We start from the raw sequence: 22,787 nt of genomic DNA, 5'->3' as shown, positions 1-22,787 counted from the left end.
TCCATTGTGGTGACTCAGTGCCCGCTCACTGACCGTCAGTCACCAATTCTTCGACTGTCGCCATTGCCCCCTTCTCCCTTTCCGCCGAGAATGCGTTTTCTCCGAGAGCCGCGGTGATGATCCCGGAGATCCGGTCGACGTCGCCGCGTTCGCCTTTCGCCAGGGGAGCGCCCACGGATTCCCGGGCAGCCGAGGCGGCGCCCAGGAGTCTCGCGGCCAGGCGGTACTCGCCCGCGGCCGCCTCCGCTCCGGCCAGGCCTTCCAATCCGAGCGCGATCGCGCGGGGATCCTCGCTGTGCCGGGCGATCGCCAGCCCGTCCAGCTGGAGCCGCTTCGCCCGCGCCGCGTCACCGCGCTGCTCGGCGATGAACCCGAGTTCGGCCAGGACCAGCGTGCTGCCCGCTTCGGACTCCACCCGGCGATGCCAGTCCAGAATGGACAGCAGCCGCCGCTCCGCCTCGTCGAACAGTCCCTGACGTCGCGCGCCGAGCGCGAGCCCTGTCTCGGCATACACTTCTGCGGGCTTGAAGCTGTGCTCGACGGCCAAGGCCCTGGCCCGCTCGTGGAACTCCTTCCCGCCCTCGAAATCGCCGGTGAGCAGCGCCGTCCGGCCGAGCCATGACAGCTTGTAGGCGACCTCCGGCCACAACTCCAGTTCCTCCGCGCGGCGCAGGCTTTCCCGGTGGACACGTGCGGCGTGGTCGTAGTCCCCGGCGATCGCGGCGAGCATGCCGATGACGAACGACGCCTGCAGCCAGCCCCAGCGTTCGCCCAGGTCGTCGAAGATACCGGCGCTCTGCGCGGCGATCCGGCCTCCGCCGGTGAGATCGCCGCCCGCGATCAGGTGGCTCGCCCTGTCGCTCAGCGCGGCCGCGGCGCTCCAGTCGTCGCCGACCTCTCGGGCCGTTTCCAGCGCGCCGAGCGTGAGCTTCTCCGCCCGGCACAGATCGCCGACCGTGGACCAGGCGTAGCCGAGGAACCACAGCGTCCGGGCCCGCGCCACGGGATCGACGATGCCCCACACCGCTTCCTCCGCCGCGCCCTCGGTGCAGGTGCCGTCGAGAATCGCGATACCGGCGCACCAGCCCAGCGCCTGCGCGCGTTCGTCACCGGTCTCGATATCCGTGTCGAGCACCAGGTTCAGGGAGCGCCGGGCCTCCGTCAGCCGCCCCCGGAGGAACCAGAACCACGTCATCGCGTTCACCAGCCGCAGCGCGAGCCGGTGTTCGCCTTGCCGCAGCAGGGTTTCCAGCGCGCGACGGGTGTTGGCGCCCTCGGCGTCGAGCCTGTCGAGCCAGCGCCGCTGTTCCTTGCCACGCAATCCCGCGTCGCCACTCTCGGCCAGCTCGACGTGGAAACGGGCGTGCCGCAAGGACAGCTCGTCGAACTCGCCCGCCTCCTCGGTGTGTTCCAAGGCGTAGGCCGAGACCGACTCCAGCAACCGGTACCGCGGTTCGCCGCGCCTGCCCGGTCTGCTGACCACCAAAGATCGGTCGACGAGCCGGGACAGCAGGTCCAGCACGTCACCCGAGGCGATCCCACCACCGGCGCAGACGGACTCGGCTGCGTCGAGACCGCAACCTTCGGCGTGGACGGCGAGCCTGCGCAGCACGATCTGCTCGGGCTCGCTCAGCAGGCTCCAGCTCCAGTCGATCATCGCGCGCAGCGTCTGCTGACGACGCGGCCCGCCCCGCCTGCCCGAGGACAGCAGGCCGAACCTGTCGTCGAGACGGGCGAGGAGTTCGTGCACGCCGAGTGTCCGGACCCGGGTGGCGGCGAGTTCCAATGCCAGCGGGATCCCGTCCAGTGTGCGGCAGATCCGGGCGACCACCGAGGCGTTCTCCGCGTCGAGCGCGAACCCCGGAGCGGCCGCCGCGGCACGGGCGGCGAACAGCCGGACGGCACTCGATTCCCGGACGGCGGCGAAATCGGCCTGCTCGGGCAGATCGAGCGGAGGAACCGCCCACACCGTTTCGCCCGGGAGCCCCAGCGGTTCCTGGCTGGTGGCGAGCACGCGCAGGCGGGGCGCCGCCGCCAGCAGCCGCTCCACCAGCGCCGCGACCGGCTCGACGACCTGCTCACAGTTGTCCAGGACGAGCAGGATCTCCTTCTCGCGCAAAGCATCGGCCAGTGACCGCGTGAGGGTTTTCGCCGAGGTGGCCTCCTCGCGGAGATCCAGCACGGCCGTCAGCACGACGGCGACGAGGTCTTCCGGCGGACACGTCGGGCATTCGACATTGTCCAGACCGGCCAGCTCGACCAGCCAGACGCCGTCGGCCATCGTGAGCGTCGACGCGGCCTCGACGGCGAGCCGGGTCTTCCCGACCCCTCCCGGCCCGGTGAGGGTGACCAGCCGGGTGTCGGTGACCAGCGCGCCGACCTCCTTGACCGCCATCGTCCGGCCGATCAGCTCGGTCAGCGGCTCCGGCAGGTTCCCGCGCACCGGATCGGCGGCCCGGACGCCTTCGAGATCCGGGCTCCGGGTGAGGATCGCCTGGTGCAGGCTCGCGAGCTCCGGCCCTGGCTCGAGACCGGACTCCTCACGTAAACGGGTGCGCAGTTCGGCGTAGGTTTCGAGCGCCTCACTGTGCCGCCCGGTGGCGTACAGCGCGCGCATCAGCAGGCCGCGCAGACGTTCACGGAGCGGATGCCGTGCGACAAGACCGGTCAGTTCCCCGGTGAGGACGCCGTGTTCGCCGAGCGCGAGCCTGGCTTCGGCTCTGTCCTCTTCGGCGAGCAGCCGTTCCTCCTCCAGCCGCTGTGCCGAGGCCACCGCGAACGGTTCGTCCCCGAACCCGGCGTACGCGGGCCCTCGCCACAAGGCCAGCGCGTCCGCCAGCAGCGCGGCACGGGCACGAGGATCGACGGTGTCACGGGCGCGGGCGGTGAGGACGTGGAACCGGTGGACGTCCAGGTCGCCTTCCTCGACGGCGAGGACGTATCCGGCGGGTTGGTGGGTGACGAGTTCGCGTGCGCCCGGCTCGGCTCGTTCGAGGGCACGGCGCAACTGGGACACCTTGGTCTGCAACGTGTTGCCCGGGTTGCCCGGCGGATGTTCGCCCCACAGATCGTCGGTCAGCGACGAGACCGACGCCGCCCGGCCGCCGCGGCTCAGCAGCGCGGCGAGCAGCAGGCGGACTTTGGCCTCGGGCACGACGACGGGCTCGCCCGCGGTCGTCCACACGGCGAGTGGTCCCAGCACTCCGAAACGCACGAAACCGACGTTAGCGCGGACCACCGACAAGTCCGTGCGAGGCCGTGCGTGAACCCGCAGCGATCCGTGCGCGGGCGGCGTCACGGTGGTCCCATGACCGAACACGGCAAGACCCCGGTGACCGTACTGGGGCTGGGCGCGATGGGAACCGCGCTCGTAGAGGCACTGCTGGCCGCGGGACATCCCGTCACCGCGTGGAACCGGACCGCGAGCCGCGCCGAGGGCGTGGCAGCGAAGGGAGCTTCGGTCGCTTCGACCGTGGCCGAGGCTCTCGCGGCGAACAAGACCGTGATCGCCTGCCTGCTCGACTACGACTCGGTGCACGAGGTCCTCGACCCCGTCGCGTCCGGGCTCGAAGGACGGCAGCTGATCAACCTGACCAACGGAACACCCGGCCAGGCACGCGAGATGAGCGCGTGGGCCGGAGAACTGGGCGCGGAGTACCTGGACGGCGGGATCATGGCCGTCCCGCCGATGATCGGCACGCCCGCGGCGTTCATCTTCTACAGCGGCTCGGGCACCGTCTTCGGCCAGGCCCGCACGGCGCTCGACACCTTCGGCGGCGTCAACTACCTCGGGGCCGACCCCGGACTGGCGCCACTGCACGACATCGCGCTCCTCAGCGGGATGTACGGCTACTTCATCGGCGTCATCCAGGCGTTCGCGCTGGTCGGCTCCGCCGGAGTGAAAGCGAGGGAGTTCGCTCCACTGCTTCGCGGCTGGATCGACGCGATGGGCGGATTCCTGGACCGCGCGGCCGAGCAGATCGACGACGGCGACTACGTGACAGGCGTCGTCTCGAACATCGCGATGCAGGCCGGTGCCTACCCGAACCTGGCGAAGGCCGCCGAGGAACAGGGCATCAGCGCCGAGTTGCTCACACCGCTGCAGCCGCTGATGGACAAGCGGGTCGCGGCCGGACACGGCGCCGAGGACCTGATCGGCGTCATCGAACTACTGAAGAAATAGGGAAAGAACAATGATCACACTGATCGGGCTCGGCCCGATGGGACAGGCCATGGTCCGGGTTCTCCTGGAGAACGGGCACGGCGTGACCGTCTGGAACCGCACCGCCGCCCGCGCCGACGGCGTCGTCGCCGCCGGTGCCGTGCGTGCCGAGACACCGTCCGACGCGGTGGCGGCGTCAGAACTGGTGCTGCTCAGCCTCACGGATTACGCGGCGATGTACGACATCCTCGGCAAGGCCGAAGAAGCGTTGGCGGGCAAGGTGATCGTGAACCTCAGCTCGGACACCCCGGAGAAGACCCGCGAGGCCGCCGACTGGGTCAAGGCCCGGGGCGGGCAGTTCATCGCCGGCGGTGTCATGGTGCCCGCCGCGTTGGTGGGCAAGGAGGAGGCGTACGTCTTCTACAGCGGCCCGTCCGAGGTGTTCGAGAAGCACCGCGACACCCTGGCCCTGATCGGGCGGGCGGACTTCGTCGGCGAGGACGTCCGGCTGGCGCAGCTGTTCTACCAGGCACAGCTGGACATTTTCCTGACCTCGCTCTCGGTGTTCCTGCACGCGAGCGCGCTGATCCGCTCGGCAGGGGTGCCCGTCCAGAAGTTCGTCCCCTACGCCAAGGACAACTTCGGGATGCTGGCCTACTACCTGGAGGACGCCGCCAAGCAGGTCGAGGAGGGCGAGCACCCCGGCGACGAGGCCAACGTGACGATGATGGGCGCGACCGCCGACCACATCGTCCAGGCGAGCCGGGACGCCGGGATCGACGTCGTCCTGCCCGAGGCGGTCAAGTCGCACTACGACCGGGCGATCGCCGCGGGGCATGGGCGTAGCTCGTGGACCAGCCTTTACGAGGTCATCAAGGAAGGCTGACGGTTCGGCTGACTACCGAGTCCGTGAAGGCCTCCTTGAGGGACTCGTCTTTGTTTACCCACTGGTGTGGGGCTTGTGCTGGTTGGCGGTGCGGTCGGGTGGGGAGGATTTCGGTCGTTGAGCGTCCGGAATCTTCCCCGCTCGGTCTCCGGTCCACCGGTCGTGATCGGCACCAGGGCGACGATGCCCGCCGAACCACCACCCTCGCGCAGGTCCGTGAAGGAGGCCTTACCTACCTTGAGGGTAGGGAAGGAGGCCTTCACGGCAGCGAGCCGATCACGACACCCAGCACCTCCAGAAACGCCTTCGCCGCGGGAGTGACCGTGTGCCGATTCCAGACGAGATGTTCGATCCGCGCGGGCGCGTCCGTCACCGGGACAACGACCACACCGGTCAGGTTCGGCACGTACTTCGACGGCAGCAGCGCGACACCGAGTCCTTGGTGGATGAGCCGCGCCATGAAGTCGGCGGCGGTCACCTCGAAGGCCACCTCCCGGGTTATTCCCGCGGCTGCGAAGGCCTGATCCGTCTGGGCCCGCCCCGCCGACCCGGTCGGGAAGTCCACGAACACCTCCGACGAAAGCCGGTTCAAGTCCACTTCGGACTCATCGGCGAGAGGATGGCCGGGCGCCACCACGGCGACCAGCTCGTCATGGGCCAGTTCGCAGGTGCCGACGCCTTCCGGCCGATCCGACACCGGGAGGCCGAGGAAAGCGACCTCGATAGCGTTGTCCTTGACCTGCTCCACCAGGTGGCCGCTCGCGCCGACCCGCAGACCGATCCGGACCTGCGGATACCGCCGGTGGAACGTCTGCAGCGCGGCCGGGACGTCGACCGCCGCGACGGTCGGGATGACGCCGACCGTGAGCCGCCCCCGGACCTCGCCGACGGCCGCGGCGACCTCCGCTCCCGCACGATCGGCGGCGTCGAGGCATTGGCGGGCCGCGGGCAGGAACGCCTCGCCCGCGGCGGTGAGCCGCACCCGGCGGCTGGTGCGCTCGAACAGCCGCGCGCCGAGCTCCCGTTCCAGTCGCGCGATCTGGTGGCTCAACGCCGACTGCACCACGAGGCACCGTTCCGCGGCGCGCGTGAAGCTGTTCGTCTCCGCCACCGCCACGACGTAGCGCATCTGCTGAAGCTCCATGGATCTATCTTGAATCAAGATGGATCAAGTGACAAACATGTGTTGGACTCATTGATCCTCGGCGACGAAGCTGAAAAGCGTGAAAACGCTGACGACCACACCACTCGCCGCCGGACTCACCGGCACCGCGATGACCGCCTTCGCCCCCGTGGTCTGGGGAACGACCTACGTGGTCACCACCGAACTCCTCCCGCCGGGGCACCCGCTGTTCGCCGGTCTCATGCGCGCCCTGCCCGCCGGCTTGATCGCGCTGGCCATCACCCGCACCCTGCCGCGCGGCACCTGGTGGCCGAAGGCCGCCGCACTCGGGGTCCTCAACATCGGGATGTTCTTCCCCTTGCTGTTCCTCGCCGCCGAGCGGCTACCCGGCGGTGTCGCCGCGACCCTCGGCGCGGCTCAGCCGCTCCTCGTCGCCGCCCTCGCCGTCGCCGTCCTGAGGCAGAGCCCGTCCGCGTGGCGGTTCGCCTGGGGAATCGTCGGGATCGTGGGCGTCGGACTGGTCGTGATCGGCCCCGCGGCGGGCTTCGACATCGTCGGTGTCCTCGCTGGACTCGGGGGCGCCGCGACCATGGCGCTCGGCGTCACGCTCACCAAACGGTGGGGACGCCCGGCGGACGTCGGTCCGACGGCGTTCGCCGCGTGGCAGCTCACCGCGGGCGGACTGTTCCTGGTGCCGGTGACCTTCCTGATCGAAGGCGCTCCGCCCGCCATCGACCTGAACGCGGGGCTCGGTTACCTCTGGCTCGGCCTGATCGGCGGCCTGCTCGCCTACGTCCTGTGGTTCCGGGGCATCACGTCCCTGCCGGTCACCTCGGTCGCCGTCCTCGGCCTGCTCTCGCCGATGGTCGCCGCGATACTCGGCGCCGCGCTGCTGGGCCAGTCGCTCGGCCCTGTCCAGCTCGTCGGCTTCGCCCTCGCACTGGCGTCGATCGTCGCAGGCCAGATCACCCCGAAGACCAAGCGGGAAGGTGCCGTCCGATGAAGATCGCCGTCGTCGGAGCGTCGGGGATGGTGGGTTCCCGCGTCGTCGCCGAGGCCGTCGCTCGCGGTCACCACGTCACGGCCGTGTTCCGCGATACCCAGCCCGAATTTGCCCACCCGGGCGTCGAGGTGGTGCGCGGCGACGCCGCCGACGTCGACCGCATGAGCGGCGTCTTCGCCGGTGCCGACGCCATCGTGAGCGCGACAAGACCGGCTCCCGGCGCGGAAGACACGGTCGCCGCCACCATCACCGCCCTGCTCGACGCCGCGGCGGGCACCCGTGTACTGGTCGTCGGCGGCGCCGGACCGCTGCGCTCGCCCGCCGGCGGACTCGTCATCGACGACCCTGCCTTCGTACCGCTGGAATGGCGGACCATCGCCTCGGCCAGCACAGCGCAGCTGCAGGCATGCGAGGCGCACGTGGGGGACTGGGTGTATCTGAGTCCGCCCGCGATACTCGAACCCGGAACCCGGACCGGTTCGTATCGCCGGGGGACGACCACGATCCTGACCGCGGTCGACGGCTCGTCCCGGATCTCCGCCGAAGACCTCGCGATCGCCGTCGTGGACGAGCTGGAGCGGCCGCGGCGCGAAAAGCATTTCACCGTCGGCTACTGAGGCAACCTGATCGCGGGATCGAGCGTGCTCTCCATGACGACTTGGGGAGATTCGATGCAGAAGTATCCGTTGAACGAAGGCGAAGTCCTGCTGTGGAGCGGTTCGCCCCAGCGGCGGCAGAAGTGGTTTCCGGAGCACACGGGGATGGTGTCGTCGTTCCTGGTTTTCCCTGCGGTCGTCGCCCTGGAGGTGATCTTCCTCGACATCGGCACGTCGGTGCCGATGTTCGCCGGGCTGCTGCTCGCCTTCTTCTTTGTGCTGTACCAGCGACTGCTCGACCGGCGTTCCCGGGCAAGGGTCACGACGTACCTGGTCACGAATCAGCGGATCGTCTTCGCCGCGAACTGGCCGAACGGCTCGGAGTACCGGTGGGTCTGGCTCAACCGGCTCCTGTTGGAACCTCGAGTGTGTGCCGACGAGACGGGCGTCGGCACGATCGTGTTCGGAAGCCGCTGGAGCCGGGCGCGAGTTCGTGAGAACGAACTCCGTGGCGCGTGGGCGCCGCCGGCACTGGAGATGTACCAGGTCGCCGACGCCCAGCGAGTCGCTGATCTGATCGTCAACGCACGGGCACAGCTGATCGCCGCGTGACTCAGGCGCCGCGACCGTCTCGCCACCGCAGTTCGGGCGGGTCGCCGGGTGAAGGCGTCTCGGGACTCCGTTCGGCCTCGATCTGGATCTCGATGTTGGTCTTGTGCGCGATCGGGTCCCAGATCTCCTCGAGCGGCGCCAGCAAGGACTGACTCACCCCCGCCCGGCGGGCACGTGCGGCGTACCACGCGAATCCGGCCAGGAAGAGCGGCAGGCTGAGAAACGCGGCCAAGGGGGCCAAGAGCTCCATGCCTCCCACGCTACAGTAACATCGTGTTTCTGGAAACGTAGTGTTACTGAATTGGTGGACGATGACCAGGCTGACCCGCGCCGAGCAGCAGCGACGCACCCACGAACAGCTGTTGGACGCCGGACGACAGGTGTTCCTGAGCCGTGGTTTCCTGGCGGCGACGGTCGAGGAGATCGCGGCCGACGCCGGGTACACCCGCGGCGCCGTCTACAAACACTTCGGCGGTAAAGAAGGGCTGTGGCTGGCGATCATCGAAGCCAATGCCGAGACCCATCTCCAAGGACTGCGGGAAACCCTCGCCAGGGCCGCCACCCGCGAAGACGTGATCGCGGCGCTGTCGCCCGTCGACGTGGCGGACAAGGACGCGGCCAAATGGAGCGCGGCGGCCGCGGAAGTGCTCGCCGCGACAGCGCAGCAACCCGAGAACGCCATCATGATCGCCGCCATCCAGCGACGTCACGACGACGAGGTCGTCGCCCTGCTGGAAGAACATTCGAAGCGTCTGCGCCTCGAACCCGCGATGCCGCTGCAGCAGGCGGTCGTCATGCTGGGCGCTTTGGGCATCGGCCTCGCACTGCGTCAGACGGTGGCCCCGGCCGCCGATCCCGCCGCGATCCTCACCCACGTGCTGGACTCGGTGTTCCCCACCTACACTCGGTCGCCGTGATCGATTCCTTCACCACCGCCGACCTCGTCGACGAGCACGGCGACCGGCTGCGCGTCTGCGACACCCAGTTCCGCCAGTTCGGCGGCCACCGGAAGTTCTCCGGCCCGATCCGGACCATCTCCTGCCACGAGGACAACGGCCTGGTCAAGAAGCTGCTGGCCACCCCCGGCGAGGGCTGCGTCCTGGTTGTCGACGGCGGCGGCTCCCTGCACAGTGCGCTCACCGGCGACATGATCGCGAAATCCGCCGTCGACAACGGCTGGGCGGGCGTGGTCGTCAACGGCGCGGTCCGCGACAGCGCCGAACTGGCCGAACTCCCGCTCGGGGTGAAGGCCCTCGGCACGAACCCGCGCAAGAGTTCCAAGGCGGGCGCCGGTGCTGTCGACGTGCCGGTCGGCTTCGGGGGAGTGACCTTCGCTCCCGGCGACACGCTCTATTCCGACGACGACGGCGTCGTGGTCCTCCCCGCGGTCACCGCCTGAACAGGTTCGCCGGGACACTCTCGGCCAGCGCCCGGTATCCGGCCGGGCTCAGGTGCAGGTGGTCGCCGACGTCGTAGGCGGGCAGCAGCAGGGACGGAACCTGTGGATCTCGGGCGACCCGGTCGAAATCCAGTACGGCGTCGAACCGGCCGCTCGTGCGGATCCAGGTGTTGACCGTCTGCCGCGTGGCTTCGCGATCCGGGGTGTCGTAACCGGTGTTGCCGCCGAACGGCGTCAAAGTCGCGCCGTAGACGGGGATCCCGTGCGCTTGCGCCCGGACCACGATCTGGTCGTAGGCGTCGATCAGATCGGCGGCGACCTGTCGTTGCGCCTCCGGGGTCGCGGCGGCGGTGCCGATGTCGTTGACGCCCTCGAACACCACCAGCCACGAAACCCCGCTCTGTGCCAGGACATCCCGGTCGAGGCGGGACAGCAGGTTCGGGCCGAGCCCGTCCGCGAGTACGCGGTTGCCCCCGGCGGCCTGGTTCAGCACCGCGACGCCGGGCAGCCCCAGCCGGTCCGGCCAGCGGTCGTTCCCGTTGGTGGTCGAACCCCGGCCGTCGGTCAGCGAGTCGCCGACGATGGCCGCCGCCTCCGTCCTCTTCGGACCGAATACTTCGGCGCCGCTGAGGAAGTACCAATGATCGACCGGCGTCGCGCCGGGCAGCGCGGCGTCCGACACGTGATCGCCCGCGAGCAGATGGGACGTCGTGCGGGAACCGGGATGCGACGTGATCGCCGTCGAGGCCTGTCCTCGCGCGAAGTAGGCCGTCACCGTCACGTTCTCCTGAGCACGTACGGAGAAGTCCAGCGGATCGGAGACGACCAGCGCGCCTGCCGGGACGACGGCGCCGGATTTGCCACGGAAGGTCACCGGCCGCGCGCTGCCCGGCTCGATCGCGGCGGCACCCGCCTTCCCGCCGAGCGGAACCGCGACCGACACCGAGGTGATCGGCAGCGGCGCACCCCCGAAGGCGTTGGAGAAGCGTAACCGGATCCGGTCGCCGCCCACCGAGAAACGCACGGTCTGCCGAAGGGTCGTGTCCGGCAGTACGACGCCGTTCCGGATGAACTCCGCCGGCGGCATGTTGCCGGGTTCGGTGAGCTGCGGCATCGCGGTCCAGGTGTGCACCCAGTGCCGCGCGGCCTCCACGGACTGCTGACCGGACGCGGGAGCACTGGCGGTCACGACCGCCAGTACCGCGAGCAGGCTGACGAGCCAGTTGCGTTTCATGCGAAATCCGGGGCGAGTACCCGATCGAAGCCGACCTCGCGGCGTGGACCGGTCAACGTGCAGGGGATGGCCTCGACGATCCGCGCGCTCGACGTCCCGACCCGCAGTTCGACGTCGCCGGGTTCGACGATCCGCTTACCCGCCCGACCGGTGTAGGACGTCAGATCGGCGTGCAACCCGATCTCGACGACCTCGGTCGCGCCAGGGGCCAGATCGACCCGCTTCGCCGCGATCAGCTGCTGGACCGGACGGGCCACCTCCGCCACCGGGTCGTGCAGGTAGATCTGGACGACTTCGGTCGTGGCCCGGCCGGATTCGTTGCTCAGGGTCACCCGGACCCGGCAGCTGCCGTCCGTCGGCCACGACGGATCCGACACCGTGACGTCGTCCCAGCTGACGTCACCGTAGGAAAGCCCGTGCCCGAACGGGAACAACGGGGTCGGGTCGACCGTGCTGACCTCACTGCGCAGCCCGAGCGGCGCCGTGAGGTAGGTCGACGGCTGGGACGCCTCCTCGCCGGGAAACCCGACCGGAAGCCTGCCGGACGGGTTGACCCGTCCACTGAGGACACCCGCCAGCGCGACCGCGCCCTCTTCTCCGGGGTAGAAACCGCACACGATCGCGGCGAGGCGGTCTGCCTGCCGCGAAAGCTCGTACGGCCGTCCACAAAGGAGCACCAAGACCACCGGTGTCCCGGTCGCGAGCAGGGCTTCGAGCAGTTCTTCCTGCCGTCCCGGAAGCTTGAGGTCCGAGGCGTCGCATCCCTCACCCGAGGTGCCGCCGCCGAACAGGCCCGCGCGATCGCCCAGCACCGCGACGCAGATTTCTGCCTCTTTGGCCGCTGCGACGGCGGCGGCGATGTCCTCGTCCTCGCCGCCGAGCACCGGGCAGCCGAGGGCGTAGGTGACTTCGTGGTCCTCGCCGAGCGCGTCGAGCACGGTCGGGACCGTTACCCCGAACGGCACCTCCGGATGGTGCACGCCGACGTGCATCGGGAAGGAGTAGCAGCCGAGCATCGCGCCGGGTTCGTGCGCCCGCGGGCCGACCACCGCGATCCGGCGGCCGGGTGCCACGGGAAGGATGCCGTCGTTGCGCAGCAGCACGATCGAGCGTTCGGCGATTTCCCTCGCCAGCGCGCGGGATTCCGGATCGTCGAGGTCGATCTCGTCCGGTACCTCCGGTGACCAGTCCTCGTCCAGCAGGCCGAGTTCGCACTTCTGCCGCAGGACCCGCTCCAGGGCGCGATCGACGACGGCGGCGTCGACCGCGCCCTGTTCCACCGCGGCGAGCAGCGGCTCGCCGTAGCAGTCCACAGTGGGCAGTTCCACGTCGATCCCGGCGTCCAGCGCCTGTCCGGCGGCATCGCCGCGATCGGCCGCGACACCGTGCAGCTTGTACAGGAACGACACGGAGAAGTAGTCCGCGACCACGGTTCCCGCGAACCCGTAGGTGTCGCGCAGCAGATCGGTGAGCAAGGCGGTGTCCGCGGCGGAAGGGACGCCGTCGTTGTCGATGTAGGCGTTCATCACCGACCGGGCGCCCGCGCGCAGCGCCATCTCGAACGGCGGCAGCAGCACGTCGGCCAGCTCCCTCGGCCCGACCGACACCGGCGCGAGGTTGCGACCGGCACGTGAAGCCGAGTAGCCGACGAAATGCTTCAACGTCGCGATCACGCCGGCGGATTCGAGCCCGGCCACATAGGCGGCGCCGATCGTGCCGACCAGATGCGGATCCTCGCCGATGGTCTCCTCGACACGTCCCCAGCGCAGGTCACGTGCGACGTCGAGGACCGGTGCGAGCCCTTGATGGACCCCCAGGCGGCGCATCGTTTCGCCGATCCGTGCCCCCATCCGATACACCAGATCCGGGTCGAAACTCGCTCCCCAGCACAGCGGCGACGGGTAGACCGTGGCCTGCCAGGCGGCGATACCGGTGAGCGTCTCCTCGTGTACCAGCGCCGGGATACCGAACCGGCTGCTCGCGACGATCTCCCGCTGGGTGCGGGCCAGGCTGCGCGCGCCGATCACCGGATCGACCGGCCGGGTGCCGTACACCCTGGTCAGCTGCCCGATACCGTGCTGCACGAGGCCGTCCCAGTCCAGTGCCGCCTCGGCGAAGTCGTGCTGGTGCGGGGCCATCTCGCCGCCGGAGTCGATGCCGACCCAGACGCCGTAGAGCTGAGCGAGTTTTTCCCGCAAGGTCATCCGGTCCAGCAGTGCACGGACCCGGTCCGCGGGATCCGCGGTGGTGTCGTGCCATGGCCGGGGTGACGCGCTGGGCTGCGTGGTCAAGGCCGTCCGCCCTTCGTCTGAGTGTCGAGGGCGCGCGTCGAGCGGCGCACCACGAGACCGGTGGAGAGGGTGATGTGGGTTTGTTCCTCGGGTTCCCCGCTGATCAGCGAGATCAGCAGGGTGATGGCGCGGTGGCCCATCTCGCGGATGGGCTGGTCCACTGTGGTCAGTGGCGGGCTGCACAGCGCGGACTCGGGGACGTTGTCGAAGCCGACCACCGACAGGTCGTCCGGTACCGACAAGCCGAGTTCCGCGGCGGCCCCGACGGTCGCGATCGCCGAGATGTCGTTGGCGGCGAACACCGCCGTCGGCCGGTCTTCGCCGGTCAGCAGTTCGTGAGCGGACCGGGCGGAGACCTCCGGATCGTAGGCGCCGAGCCGGATCAGGTCCTCGTCGATCGGCACGCCCGCCGCGGTGAGCGCCCGCAGGTACCCGGTCTTGCGCAGTTCGGCGGATTCGAGATCCGGCCGTCCGGCGAGGAAACCGATCCGTCGGTGGCCGAGATCCAGCAGATGCTGTGTCGCCAGCTGCGCGCCGCGCAGGTTGTCGGAATCGATGGTCGGCACCGTGGAGGGCCCAGTGTGCGGATCGACGGCGACCACCGGGGTACCGGGGACGGCCTCCAGTGAGGCCACCGGCGTGACCAGTACCGCGCCGTCGACCAGCGTACCGGAAAGCCTTGACAGGTAACGCTTTTCCCAGCCCGAAAGATCACCGGTGCGGCCGCCCGCCGAGTACACGACCAGTTCGTAGCCGGTGCCCCGGATGGCGTCCGCCGCGCCCTTGAGCAATTCGGTGGAGAACGGTTCGAGGTCGGCGACCAGAATCCCGATCACGTTCGTCTTGTGGTTGCGCAGGCTCTGGGCGACCAGGCTCGCCTCGTAGCCGAGTTCGTCGATCACCGCACGGACCTTGGCCAGGGTCGCGGCGGCGACGCCGTAGCGGTCGTTGATCACTTTGGACACCGTGGCCACGGAGACGCCGGCACGAGCCGCGACGTCACGGATCGTGACCCTCGAACTGGGCTGCATGCGCTCAGACTAGCCATGTAAAACGTTATCGACAACGATTGACATAGGAATTCGAGGCGCGCAAACTCATCGCCAGTCCGGGCGCAGTCACGCCCCGTCCTACTCGGCCGAAGTCGTCAGGAGTGGACTCACCATGTTTTCGAACCGCCGAATCCCCGCCGCCGCCGCGCTCGCGGCGGCCGTCCCGCTCGCGCTCGCCGGCTGCTCTGGGGGCACCGAGACCGCGGCAGAGCCCAGCGGGCCGGTCACCCTCACCTGGTGGCACAACGGCACCACCGACCCGATCAAATCGATCTGGGCCCAGGTCGTCGCCGACTACCAGAAGGCGCATCCCGAGGTGACGATCAAGGGGCAGCCGCTGCAGAACGAGGAGTTCACCACCAAGGTCCCGCTCGCACTGCAGTCGAACGAGCCACCGGACGTCTACCAGTCCTGGGGCGGCGGCGAACTGGCTTCGCAGGCCACCTCGGGCAAGGTCGCGGATCTGACCGACGCGGCGAAGGGCTGGCTCGGTTCGGTTGGCAAACTCGCCGAGAGCTGGCAGGTCGACGGCAAGCAGTACGGAATCCCGTGGGAGCAGCACTTCGTCGGCTTCTGGTACCGCAAGGACCTGTTCGCGCAAGCGGGGGTCACGTCGCCGCCGTCCACAATGGACGAACTCAACGCCGCCGTCGCCAAGCTCAAGCAGGCTGGCATCACGCCGATCGCGGTCGGGGGCAAGGACCGCTGGCCGGACGCCTTCTACTGGAACTACTTCGCGCTGCGGGCCTGCTCGGCCGACACGCTGAAACAGTCGGTCAAGGCGGTGAAACTCGAGGATCCGTGCTGGACCAAGGCCGGGCGCGACCTACAGGCGTTCCTGGCCACCCAGCCGTTCCAGCCCGGGTTCACCGGCACCCCCGCCCAGCAGGGCGCCGGCAGTTCGGCCGGGCTGGTGGCCAACGGCAAGGCGGCGATGGAACTGCAGGGCGACTGGGAGCCCGGCACGATGTCCTCGCTCACCGAGGACAAGGACCTCGACTCGAAGGTGGGCTGGTTCCCGTTCCCGTCGGTACCGGGCGGAGCCGGTGACCCGGCCGCGGTGCTCGGCGGCGGCGACGGTTTCTCCTGCACCACCCGCGCGGCCAAGGCCTGCGCGGACTTCCTGCAGTACCTCGGCAGTGAGCCGGTGCAGAACCAGCTCGCGGCGAAGGGTGCCGGGCTGCCGATGACCGCGTCGGCGGCCAAGTCCCTCAAGACCGAGTCGCTGAAGACCGTCTTCGACTACGGGCAGAAGGCGCCGTATCTGCAGATGTACTTCGACAAGGCGTTCCCGACCGCGGTGGGTGCCGCGCTCAACGACGCCGTCGCGGACTTCTTCGCCGGACAGGGCACCCCGGAAGGCATCGTCGACGCGGTCAACAAGGCCGCGGCGGGCGACAAGTGACGGCGACGGACACGCGGGTGCGGGCGGCGGCGCGGCCGCCCGCACCCGCGGTCCGGACGCGGCGGCCAGGGACGCGCAAGAAGCTGGAATTGGCGTTCCTGCTCGGGCCCGCGCTGGTGCTGTTCGTCGGGTTCGTGCTGGTACCGATCGGGATCGCGGGGTTCTACAGCCTCTACGAGTGGAATGGTTTCGGTCCGCTCGACGACTTCGTCGGTCTCGACAACTACACCGACGCGCTGTCCGGGTCGGTGTTCCAGGGCGCGATCGGGCACAACCTGATCATCGCGGGACTGTCCCTTGTGGTCCAGCTGCCCTTGTCCATCGGCCTGGCGCTGCTGCTCAACCGCAAACTGCGCGGCCGCGCCGTCCTCCGCGCCCTCGTGTTCGCGCCCTACGTGCTGTCGGAGGCGATCACCGCGGTCATCTGGCTGCTGATGCTGCAGCCGGACGGCTTCGTGGACCAGATGTTGCGCGGAATCGGCCTCGGCGGGCTGGTCCAGCACTGGCTCGCCGACCCCGGGATCGTCCTCTACACCCTGTTCGCGGTGATCACCTGGAAGTACATCGGCTTCGGCATCATCCTGCTGCTGGCCGGGCTCCAGGGCGTGCCCGCCGAACTGCGGGAAGCCGCCGCGCTCGACGGCGCGTCGGCCTGGCAGACCACCCGGCACGTGGTGCTGCCACTGCTCGGGCCGACCATCCGGATCTGGGTGTTCCTGTCGGTGATCGGTTCACTGCAGCTGTTCGACCTGGTGTGGATCATGACCCTCGGTGGTCCGGCGAACGCGTCGGCGACCATGGCGACCTATCTGGTCGACCACGGGTTCAAACGGTACGAGTTCGGGTTCGGCAGTGCCGTCGCGGTGATCCTGTTCGTGGTCTGTTTCGTCTTCGCGTTGCTGTATCAGCGTTTCGCCCTGCGCCGCGACACCGACGGCGCGCTGACCAGGATGGTGGGCTGATGCGCCGCGCCGGGACGCCGATCGGATACATCGCCGCTATCGCCGTCCTCGGGATCACCGTGGTGCCGCTGCTGTTCGTGGTGCTGGGCGGATTCCGCACCACCGCGCAGATCAACGCCTCGCCCGCCGGCTTGCCGGGGCCCTGGGTGTGGGACAACTACGCGGCGATCCTCGGCTCGTCCGCGTTCTGGACGTTTCTGGGCAACAGCGCACTGATCGCGGTCATCGCGACGACGTTGACCGTCGTGCTGGGGTCGATGGCGGGGTATGCGCTGTCGCGGTACGAGTTCAAGGGCCGCGAGGGTTTCTACACGCTCTTCACCCTCGGCCTGTTGTTCCCGCTCGGGGTGGCGACCCTGCCGCTGTACCTGTGGCTGCGTCAGCTGGGGATGCTGGAGAGTTTCTGGGGCGTGGCGATCCCCGAAGCGGCGTTCTCGCTGCCGGTCACCATCGTGATCCTGCGACCGTTCATGCGGGCGATCCCCGGGGAGATCGAGGACGCCGCAGTCCTCGACGGAGCGAGCAGGCTCGGCTTCTTCTGGCGGATCCTGCTGCCGCTGTCCGCGCCCGCGCTCACCACCGTCGCCGTCCTCGCGTTCGTGACCAGCTGGAACTTCTACCTGCTGCCGTTGCTGGTGTTCAACGACTCCGCGAACTTCACGCTGCCGCTCGGGGTGGCGACGTTCCAATCCCAGTACTCGCAAGACACCGCGCGCGTACTCGCGTTCACCGCGTTGTCGATGATCCCCGCGCTCGCGTTCTTCGTGCTCGCCGAACGCCGCATCGTCGGCGGACTGACCGGATCCGTGAAGGGCTGACTTCCAGGAGGTCGAAGATGACGTCCGACGAGCAAGCCGTGCACCGCAGGGATTTCCTGCGGCTGCTCGCCGTGCTGGGCGCAGGTACCGCGTTCACTCCGGGAGTCGCCGAGGCGGCACCCGAGAAGGGCGGATTCCCGCTGGTCGCGCGGGGCAAGGCCGCGACACTGGTGGTGAGTTCCCGCGACAAACCGGGAGTCCGCCGCGTGGCCGGTGATCTCCGGGACGACATCGAACGAGTCACCGGTGTCCGGCCGGAGCTGGTGTTCGACCGGCCGCCGGATTCCGGGCCGGTCGTGCTGATCGGCACGCTCGGGCACAGTCCGCTGGTCGACGACCTCGTCGCCGCGCGGAAGCTGGACGTCGCCGGGATCGCGGGGAAGTGGGAGACGTCGCTCAGCCAGGTCGTCGACGGAAGGCTCGTCCTCACCGGCAGTGACCAGCGCGGCGTGATCTACGGCGTCTACGAGGTGTCCCGGCGGATCGGTGTCTCGCCCTGGTACTGGTGGGACGACGTGCCGGTGCTGCATTCCGACGAGTTGTCCGTGCCCGGGGCGCGGTTCAGCCTCGGGACGCCGCACGTGAAGTACCGCGGGTTCTTCATCAACGACGAGAACCCCGCGCTGGGCACCTGGGCGCCGTCCCATTTCGGACCGGGTCACGCGGCCGGCTTCCCGAACGGCTTCAACAGCGCCTTCTACGCGAAGGTGTTCGAGACCCTGCTGCGGCTCAAGGGGAACTACCTGTGGCCGGCGGTATGGGGGCGCGCCTTCGCCGAGGACGATCCGCTCAACCACGCCACGGCCAAGGAGTACGGCGTGGTCATGGGCACGTCGCACGAGGCGCCGATGATGCGCGGGATCGAGGAATGGAACCGGCACGCGTCCGCGGGTCATGACCCGTACGGCGGCACGGGGGAGTGGAGCTTCCGCCGCAACGCCGAAGCGGTCAAGGCCTACTGGGCCGACGGTATCCGGCGCATGGTCCGCGAGGATTTCGAAGGCGTCGTCACGCTCGGGATGCGCGGCAACGGCGACGTCAGCCTGCCCGACGGCGACGGGATCGAGCTGATGCGGGAGATCCTGGCCGCCGAACGAGAGATCCTCGCCCGCGAAACCGGCCGTGACCTGACGACGGTGCCGCAGGTCTGGACGCTCTACAAGGAGGTCCAGCGGTATTGGGAGAAGGGTTTGCGGCCGCCGGACGACGTCATAGTCGTGTTCACCGACGACAACTGGGGCAACATCCGCAAGCACCCCGACCAGACACTGCCACGGCATCCGGGCGGATACGGGCTCTACTACCACTTCGACTACGTGGGCGGCGGCCGCAACTACAAATGGGTCGACACGAACCTCTTGCCGAACGTCTGGGAGCAGCTGAACCAGGCCGTCGCCTACGGGACCGACCGGTTGTGGGTGGTCAACGCCGGGGACATGAAAGGCAACGAACTACCGCTGCAGTTCTTCCTCGACTACGCCTGGGATCCGCGGGCCTTGCCGCTGGAGCGACTGTCCACTTGGGAGCGCGGGTTCGCCGAGACGAACTTCGGGCCGGGTACGGCGGCTGCGATCGCCGAGGTCCTGCACACCTACGGGCGGCTGCAGTCCCGCCGCAAACCCGAATTGCTCAACCGCCGGATCACGCCGGGAACGCCGATCGTGTACGACGACCAGGCGACGCCGTTCAGCCTCGTGAACTACCGCGAACTCGATCGTGTCACCGAGGAATGGCAGAAGCTCAGCGCGAAAGCCGAGAAGATCTCCGCCCGGCTGCCCGCCGCCTACCGAGACGCCTACTACGAACTCGTGCTCTACGCGGTGAAAGCGTCCGCCAACCTCTACGCGCTGCGGCGCGCCGAGTTCACCAATCTGCTGTACGCGGCGCAGGGGAGGGCATCGGCCAACGACCTCGCCGCGGTCACCGAAGCCCGGTTCGCCGACGACCTGGCGCTGGCGGAGAAGTTCAACACCGGTATCGCGGGCGGGAAATGGCGCGGCTTCCAGACCCAGCCGCATATCGGTTACGGCGACGTCGCCCGCTACGGCCCGAACGCGCCCTGGCAGCAGCCCGAAAAGAACAACGTCGCCCTGCCGGACGAGATCTTCCCCGCCGTGCGGCGGATCGACCTGCCGGAAGCCGCCGAACTCGGCGTCGCCGTCGACGGCTCCGAACAGTGGTGGCCGGCCGCGCCCGGTACCCCGCGGCTGCCCGAGTTCAGTCCGTTCCAGAGCGCGCCGGGCCAGTACATCGACGTGTTCAACCGTGGGCGGACACCGTTCCGCTGCACGGTGACCGCCGACGTCCCCTGGGTGCGCGTCGAACCGCGCGACGGACGCGTGGACAAGGAACTCCGGATCGCCGTGAGCGTCGACTGGACTCGTGCGCCCCGAGGGACCACCACGGTCCCGCTCACCGTGTCCGGCGCCGGACGGCAAGTACGCGTCGAGGCGATCGTCCGTAATCCGGAACTGCCCGGCTCGTGGCGGCGCGGATTCATCGAGGCCGGGGGATACGTGTCGATGGAGGCCGAGCACCATACGGCGAACGTCGGGACGGCCGGGGTGTCGTGGCGGCATATCCCGGACATCGGCCGGACCGGCGGCGGGATGACCCCGTTCCCCGTGACGGCACCGAGCCAAGCACCCGGCGCGGGTCCGCGTCTGGAATACCGGATGACGCTGTTCACCCCGGGAACCGTCACCGTGTGGGCCTTCTTGTCGCCGCGAAGCAACGTGCTCTCCGGGGACGGACTGCGGTACGCGGTGTCGTTCGACGACGCGGAGCCGCAGGTCGTGAACATCACCAAGGCGACCGGTGCCGACGACATGACCATGAACCGGCAGTGGGAATGGACCACTTCGGACAACGTGAACCTGACCTCGACCCGGCACGTGATCGGCTCGCCGGGGCCGCGTGTGCTGAAGTTCTGGATGGTGGACCCGACGGTCGTGGTGCAGAAGTTGGTGGTCGACACCGGCGGGCTGAGGCACAGCTACCTCGGGCCGCCGGAGAGCGTCCGGCTCGGCAGATGACCGGCGGGCGGCGCGGTGCTGTCGCGGACCACGAGGCTGGTGGCGAGTTCGATGCGGTGGCTGTCCGGGACCCGGCCCTGTGCCAGCGAAATGGCGAGCCGCGCCCCGGCGGCCGCCATCTGCCGCAGCGGCTGGCGGATCGTGGTGAGTTCCGGGGTCAGCCAGCCCGCGAGCGGCAGATCGTCGAAGCCGATCACACTCAGGTCCTGCGGGATGCGCAGGCCGGCGTCACGGGCGGCCTCGTAGACGCCGAGCGCCTGCAGGTCGCTGCCGGCGAACACGGCGGTCGGCCGGTCGGGGAGGGCGAGCAGTGAGGTCAGCTGCCGATAGCCGGAGCGCGGATGGAAATCGCCGCGGCGCACCAGGGCCGGGTCGAAGGCCTGACCGGCGGCCTCCAGCGCGGCACGGTAACCGTCCATCCTGGCGCGGCTGCACAGTACTCCGTCGGGGCCGCCGATCACCGCGATCCGCCGGTGGCCGAGGTCGAGCAGATGCCGGGTGGCGGTCAGCCCGCCCTGCCGGTTGGTGGCGCCGACCGAGGGCGTCTCCGGTCCGGGCTGCCCGGCCGGGTCGATCACCACCAGCGGGATGTCGCGGGCCCGCAGTTTCGCCAGCTGTCCGGCGGTGAGGTCGGAGCAGACCGAAACGATGCCGACCGGGCGGCGGGTGAGCACGCTTTCCAGCCAGTCGTGCGCGGGGGTGTGGCGGCCCGACGATTCCGCGAGGACGACCGACATCCCGTTCTCGCGGGCGACGCTCTCCACACCGCGAATGATTTCCAGCGCCCAGGTGCTTTCGATTTCGTGGAACATCAGTTCCAGCAGGCGCGACCGCTGCGATCTTTGGTCGGCGCGTCGCCGATAGCCGAATTTACGGATCAATTCCTCCACCCTGGCCCGAGTTTTGTCGGCGACGTCGGGGTGGCCGTTGACGACCTTGGAAACGGTCGGCACGGACACGCCTGCTTCGGCGGCTATCCGGCTGATGGTGATCCGAGGTTCCGTTGACATGCCAAGGATTCTACGTCGTATCAACGAAAAGGAGACCCATGAAGAAAAAGATCTCCGCAAGACGGGCCGTCGCGCTTTTGGTCGCCGTCGCGGGTATTTCGGTGGTGAACTCGATCCCGGCTTCGGCCGCCGTCCCGTTGAAGAGCAGCACAAATCGCTACGTCGGCAGCGCGGTCGCGGCGAATCACCTCGCCAATGAAGCCGATTACCGGTCCGTGCTCACCCGTGAATTCGACAACGTCACCCCGGAGAACGAGATGAAATGGGGTGTCGTCGAGGCGGAGCGCGGCCGGTACGACTGGTCCGGCGCCGACGCGATCGTCGGCTACGCCCAGCGGACCGGAAAGACCGTCCGCGGGCACACCCTCGTCTGGCACAGCCAGCTGCCGGACTGGGTGGACGATCTCCCCGCCGGTGAACTGCGCTCGGTGACGCGGCGGCACATCGCCACCGAAATGGGCCGGTACAAGGGCAAAATCCGGGCGTGGGACGTGGTGAACGAGATGTTCAACGACGACGGCACCCGCCGCGCGTCGGTGTTCCAGCAGAAACTCGGTGACGGCTACGTCGCCGACGCGTTCCGTTGGGCCCGGGCGGCGGACCCGTCGGCGAAGCTGTACATCAACGACTACAACACCGAAGGGCTCAACGCGAAGAGCGACGCCCTGTACAACTTGGTCCGGACGCTGAAACGGCAGGGTGTACCGATCGACGGCGTCGGCTTCCAAGGCCATCTGGCCATTCAGTACGGCTTCCCCGCCGGCTACCAGGCGAACCTCGCCCGCTTCGCCGCGCTGGGCGTCGAGGTCGCGGTCACCGAGGCCGACGTCCGCATCCCGTTGCCGGCCGATCCCGCCAAGCTGGACACGCAGGCGAACTACTTCAAGCAACTGTGGGACGGCTGCCACGCCGTGCGGCGATGCGTGGAGTTCACGACCTGGGGCTTCACCGATCGCCATTCGTGGGTGCCGGACACGTTCCCCGGCGAGGGCGCGGCCTGCCTGTTCGACACGAACCTGCGGCCGAAACCGGCTTACACCCGCATCAATCCCTGACCTGCCTCAAGCCTCGTGAGTGGCGACTCGGGGCTAAGGCCAAAGGTGTCTTAGGGGTCCTAACAGAATGAGTGGGCTTTGAGTCGGCGCCAGCAGATAATGGCGCAGCCGATGGTGAGGAAGGCTTCGTGGAGGTCGTCGCGA

Annotated in this window: 19 protein-coding genes; 12 read left to right on the top strand and 7 right to left on the bottom strand. The window is 69.0% G+C overall.

Annotated elements, in window-relative coordinates; genetic code table 11:
- Window positions 1-25: 25 nt before the first annotated feature.
- Window positions 26-3,214, bottom strand: coding sequence for an AfsR/SARP family transcriptional regulator (locus tag ACZ5ZX_RS38105; protein ID WP_465506850.1), 3,189 nt, complete (start codon window positions 3,212-3,214; stop codon window positions 26-28).
- Between the two features lie 93 nt (window positions 3,215-3,307).
- Here ACZ5ZX_RS38105 and ACZ5ZX_RS38100 point away from each other — a divergent pair, with 93 nt between their 5' ends.
- Both ACZ5ZX_RS38100 and ACZ5ZX_RS38095 read left to right on the top strand, forming a co-directional pair.
- Complete coding sequence (locus tag ACZ5ZX_RS38100; protein ID WP_465506849.1) at window positions 3,308-4,183, top strand: NAD(P)-dependent oxidoreductase; 876 nt, start codon at window positions 3,308-3,310, stop codon at window positions 4,181-4,183.
- A gap of 10 nt (window positions 4,184-4,193) precedes the next feature.
- Entirely contained in the window at window positions 4,194-5,048 is an 855-nt protein-coding gene (locus ACZ5ZX_RS38095; protein ID WP_465506848.1) for an NAD(P)-dependent oxidoreductase, read from the top strand.
- A gap of 259 nt (window positions 5,049-5,307) precedes the next feature.
- Here the strand turns inward: ACZ5ZX_RS38095 and ACZ5ZX_RS38090 are convergent, their stop codons facing one another.
- Complete coding sequence (locus ACZ5ZX_RS38090; protein WP_465506847.1) at window positions 5,308-6,192, bottom strand: LysR family transcriptional regulator; 885 nt, start codon at window positions 6,190-6,192, stop codon at window positions 5,308-5,310.
- Window positions 6,193-6,271: 79 nt separating this feature from the next.
- Between ACZ5ZX_RS38090 and ACZ5ZX_RS38085 the strand changes: the two genes are divergently transcribed.
- From ACZ5ZX_RS38085 to ACZ5ZX_RS38075, 3 genes are read left to right on the top strand one after another with little or no spacing between them, the layout of a single operon-like run.
- Window positions 6,272-7,174 (top strand): EamA family transporter, encoded by a 903-nt coding sequence (locus tag ACZ5ZX_RS38085; RefSeq protein ID WP_465506846.1) that lies wholly within the window; start codon window positions 6,272-6,274, stop codon window positions 7,172-7,174.
- On the top strand, window positions 7,171-7,791 hold the full coding sequence (locus ACZ5ZX_RS38080) for an NAD(P)-dependent oxidoreductase (RefSeq protein ID WP_465506845.1): 621 nt from the start codon (window positions 7,171-7,173) through the stop codon (window positions 7,789-7,791). The genes ACZ5ZX_RS38085 and ACZ5ZX_RS38080 overlap by 4 nt, the downstream gene beginning before the upstream one ends.
- Before the next feature lie 33 nt (window positions 7,792-7,824).
- A complete protein-coding gene (locus ACZ5ZX_RS38075) occupies window positions 7,825-8,382 on the top strand; it encodes a hypothetical protein (protein ID WP_465506844.1) in 558 nt (185 codons plus the stop codon).
- A gap of 1 nt (window position 8,383) precedes the next feature.
- On the opposite strand, the gene ACZ5ZX_RS38070 is transcribed toward ACZ5ZX_RS38075, so the two are convergent.
- The gene (locus ACZ5ZX_RS38070; protein WP_465506843.1) at window positions 8,384-8,632 is read right to left on the bottom strand and encodes a hypothetical protein; all 249 of its coding nucleotides are present in this window, start codon (window positions 8,630-8,632) and stop codon (window positions 8,384-8,386) included.
- A 61-nt stretch (window positions 8,633-8,693) separates the two neighbouring features.
- On the opposite strand from ACZ5ZX_RS38070, the gene ACZ5ZX_RS38065 reads away from it, so the two are divergent.
- Together ACZ5ZX_RS38065 and rraA are read left to right on the top strand one after the other, a co-directional pair.
- The gene (locus ACZ5ZX_RS38065; RefSeq protein ID WP_465506842.1) at window positions 8,694-9,299 is read left to right on the top strand and encodes a TetR/AcrR family transcriptional regulator; all 606 of its coding nucleotides are present in this window, start codon (window positions 8,694-8,696) and stop codon (window positions 9,297-9,299) included.
- Window positions 9,296-9,781 carry a ribonuclease E activity regulator RraA gene (rraA, locus tag ACZ5ZX_RS38060; protein WP_465506841.1) on the top strand — a complete coding sequence of 162 codons (486 nt, stop codon included), beginning with the start codon at window positions 9,296-9,298 and terminating at the stop codon, window positions 9,779-9,781. Before ACZ5ZX_RS38065 ends, rraA begins: the two co-directional genes overlap by 4 nt.
- On the opposite strand, the gene ACZ5ZX_RS38055 is transcribed toward rraA, so the two are convergent.
- From ACZ5ZX_RS38055 to ACZ5ZX_RS38045, 3 genes are read right to left on the bottom strand one after another with little or no spacing between them, the layout of a single operon-like run.
- Window positions 9,771-11,015, bottom strand: a complete 1,245-nt coding sequence (locus tag ACZ5ZX_RS38055; RefSeq protein WP_465506840.1) for an SGNH/GDSL hydrolase family protein — start codon at window positions 11,013-11,015, stop codon at window positions 9,771-9,773. The two genes, rraA and ACZ5ZX_RS38055, sit on opposite strands and share 11 nt — an antisense overlap.
- A complete protein-coding gene (locus ACZ5ZX_RS38050; protein WP_465506839.1) occupies window positions 11,012-13,306 on the bottom strand; it encodes a beta-xylosidase/alpha-l-arabinosidase in 2,295 nt (764 codons plus the stop codon). Before ACZ5ZX_RS38050 ends, ACZ5ZX_RS38055 begins: the two co-directional genes overlap by 4 nt.
- Complete coding sequence (locus tag ACZ5ZX_RS38045) at window positions 13,303-14,337, bottom strand: LacI family DNA-binding transcriptional regulator (RefSeq protein WP_465506838.1); 1,035 nt, start codon at window positions 14,335-14,337, stop codon at window positions 13,303-13,305. The genes ACZ5ZX_RS38050 and ACZ5ZX_RS38045 overlap by 4 nt, the downstream gene beginning before the upstream one ends.
- Before the next feature lie 133 nt (window positions 14,338-14,470).
- On the opposite strand from ACZ5ZX_RS38045, the gene ACZ5ZX_RS38040 reads away from it, so the two are divergent.
- From ACZ5ZX_RS38040 to ACZ5ZX_RS38025, 4 genes are read left to right on the top strand one after another with little or no spacing between them, the layout of a single operon-like run.
- Entirely contained in the window at window positions 14,471-15,763 is a 1,293-nt protein-coding gene (locus ACZ5ZX_RS38040; RefSeq protein ID WP_465506837.1) for an ABC transporter substrate-binding protein, read from the top strand.
- Complete coding sequence (locus ACZ5ZX_RS38035) at window positions 15,760-16,725, top strand: carbohydrate ABC transporter permease (RefSeq protein ID WP_465506836.1); 966 nt, start codon at window positions 15,760-15,762, stop codon at window positions 16,723-16,725. Before ACZ5ZX_RS38040 ends, ACZ5ZX_RS38035 begins: the two co-directional genes overlap by 4 nt.
- Window positions 16,725-17,543, top strand: a complete 819-nt coding sequence (locus tag ACZ5ZX_RS38030; protein ID WP_465506835.1) for a carbohydrate ABC transporter permease — start codon at window positions 16,725-16,727, stop codon at window positions 17,541-17,543. The genes ACZ5ZX_RS38035 and ACZ5ZX_RS38030 overlap by 1 nt, the downstream gene beginning before the upstream one ends.
- A 17-nt stretch (window positions 17,544-17,560) precedes the next feature.
- A complete protein-coding gene (locus ACZ5ZX_RS38025) occupies window positions 17,561-20,578 on the top strand; it encodes a glycosyl hydrolase 115 family protein (RefSeq protein WP_465506834.1) in 3,018 nt (1,005 codons plus the stop codon).
- Here the strand turns inward: ACZ5ZX_RS38025 and ACZ5ZX_RS38020 are convergent.
- Window positions 20,539-21,588 (bottom strand): LacI family DNA-binding transcriptional regulator, encoded by a 1,050-nt coding sequence (locus ACZ5ZX_RS38020; protein ID WP_465506833.1) that lies wholly within the window; start codon window positions 21,586-21,588, stop codon window positions 20,539-20,541. The genes ACZ5ZX_RS38025 and ACZ5ZX_RS38020 overlap by 40 nt on opposite strands.
- Window positions 21,589-21,626: 38 nt before the next feature.
- Between ACZ5ZX_RS38020 and ACZ5ZX_RS38015 the strand changes: the two genes are divergently transcribed.
- Complete coding sequence (locus ACZ5ZX_RS38015) at window positions 21,627-22,643, top strand: endo-1,4-beta-xylanase (RefSeq protein WP_465506832.1); 1,017 nt, start codon at window positions 21,627-21,629, stop codon at window positions 22,641-22,643.
- Window positions 22,644-22,787: the final 144 nt, after the last annotated feature.

It is taken from the genome of Amycolatopsis sp. NPDC033938, from assembly GCF_055575975.1.
The sequence above is the reverse complement of the archived record's forward strand: the minus strand, read 5'-3'. Positions and strand labels throughout refer to the sequence as shown.

Bases quoted from the DNA above. Each gene is read 5' to 3' on its own strand.
- ACZ5ZX_RS38090 (WP_465506847.1), bottom strand. From the start codon at position 6,192: ATGGAGCTTCAGCAGATGCGCTACGTCGTGGCGGTGGCGGAGACGAAC.
- ACZ5ZX_RS38070 (WP_465506843.1), bottom strand. From the start codon at position 8,632: ATGGAGCTCTTGGCCCCCTTGGCCGCGTTTCTCAGCCTGCCGCTCTTC.
- ACZ5ZX_RS38020 (WP_465506833.1), bottom strand. From the start codon at position 21,588: ATGTCAACGGAACCTCGGATCACCATCAGCCGGATAGCCGCCGAAGCA.
- ACZ5ZX_RS38030 (WP_465506835.1), top strand. From the start codon at position 16,725: ATGCGCCGCGCCGGGACGCCGATCGGATACATCGCCGCTATCGCCGTC.
- ACZ5ZX_RS38045 (WP_465506838.1), bottom strand. From the start codon at position 14,337: ATGCAGCCCAGTTCGAGGGTCACGATCCGTGACGTCGCGGCTCGTGCC.
- ACZ5ZX_RS38095 (WP_465506848.1), top strand. From the start codon at position 4,194: ATGATCACACTGATCGGGCTCGGCCCGATGGGACAGGCCATGGTCCGG.
- ACZ5ZX_RS38075 (WP_465506844.1), top strand. From the start codon at position 7,825: ATGACGACTTGGGGAGATTCGATGCAGAAGTATCCGTTGAACGAAGGC.
- ACZ5ZX_RS38100 (WP_465506849.1), top strand. From the start codon at position 3,308: ATGACCGAACACGGCAAGACCCCGGTGACCGTACTGGGGCTGGGCGCG.
- ACZ5ZX_RS38040 (WP_465506837.1), top strand. From the start codon at position 14,471: ATGTTTTCGAACCGCCGAATCCCCGCCGCCGCCGCGCTCGCGGCGGCC.
- ACZ5ZX_RS38055 (WP_465506840.1), bottom strand. From the start codon at position 11,015: ATGAAACGCAACTGGCTCGTCAGCCTGCTCGCGGTACTGGCGGTCGTG.
- ACZ5ZX_RS38025 (WP_465506834.1), top strand. From the start codon at position 17,561: ATGACGTCCGACGAGCAAGCCGTGCACCGCAGGGATTTCCTGCGGCTG.
- ACZ5ZX_RS38065 (WP_465506842.1), top strand. From the start codon at position 8,694: ATGACCAGGCTGACCCGCGCCGAGCAGCAGCGACGCACCCACGAACAG.
- ACZ5ZX_RS38080 (WP_465506845.1), top strand. From the start codon at position 7,171: ATGAAGATCGCCGTCGTCGGAGCGTCGGGGATGGTGGGTTCCCGCGTC.
- ACZ5ZX_RS38015 (WP_465506832.1), top strand. From the start codon at position 21,627: ATGAAGAAAAAGATCTCCGCAAGACGGGCCGTCGCGCTTTTGGTCGCC.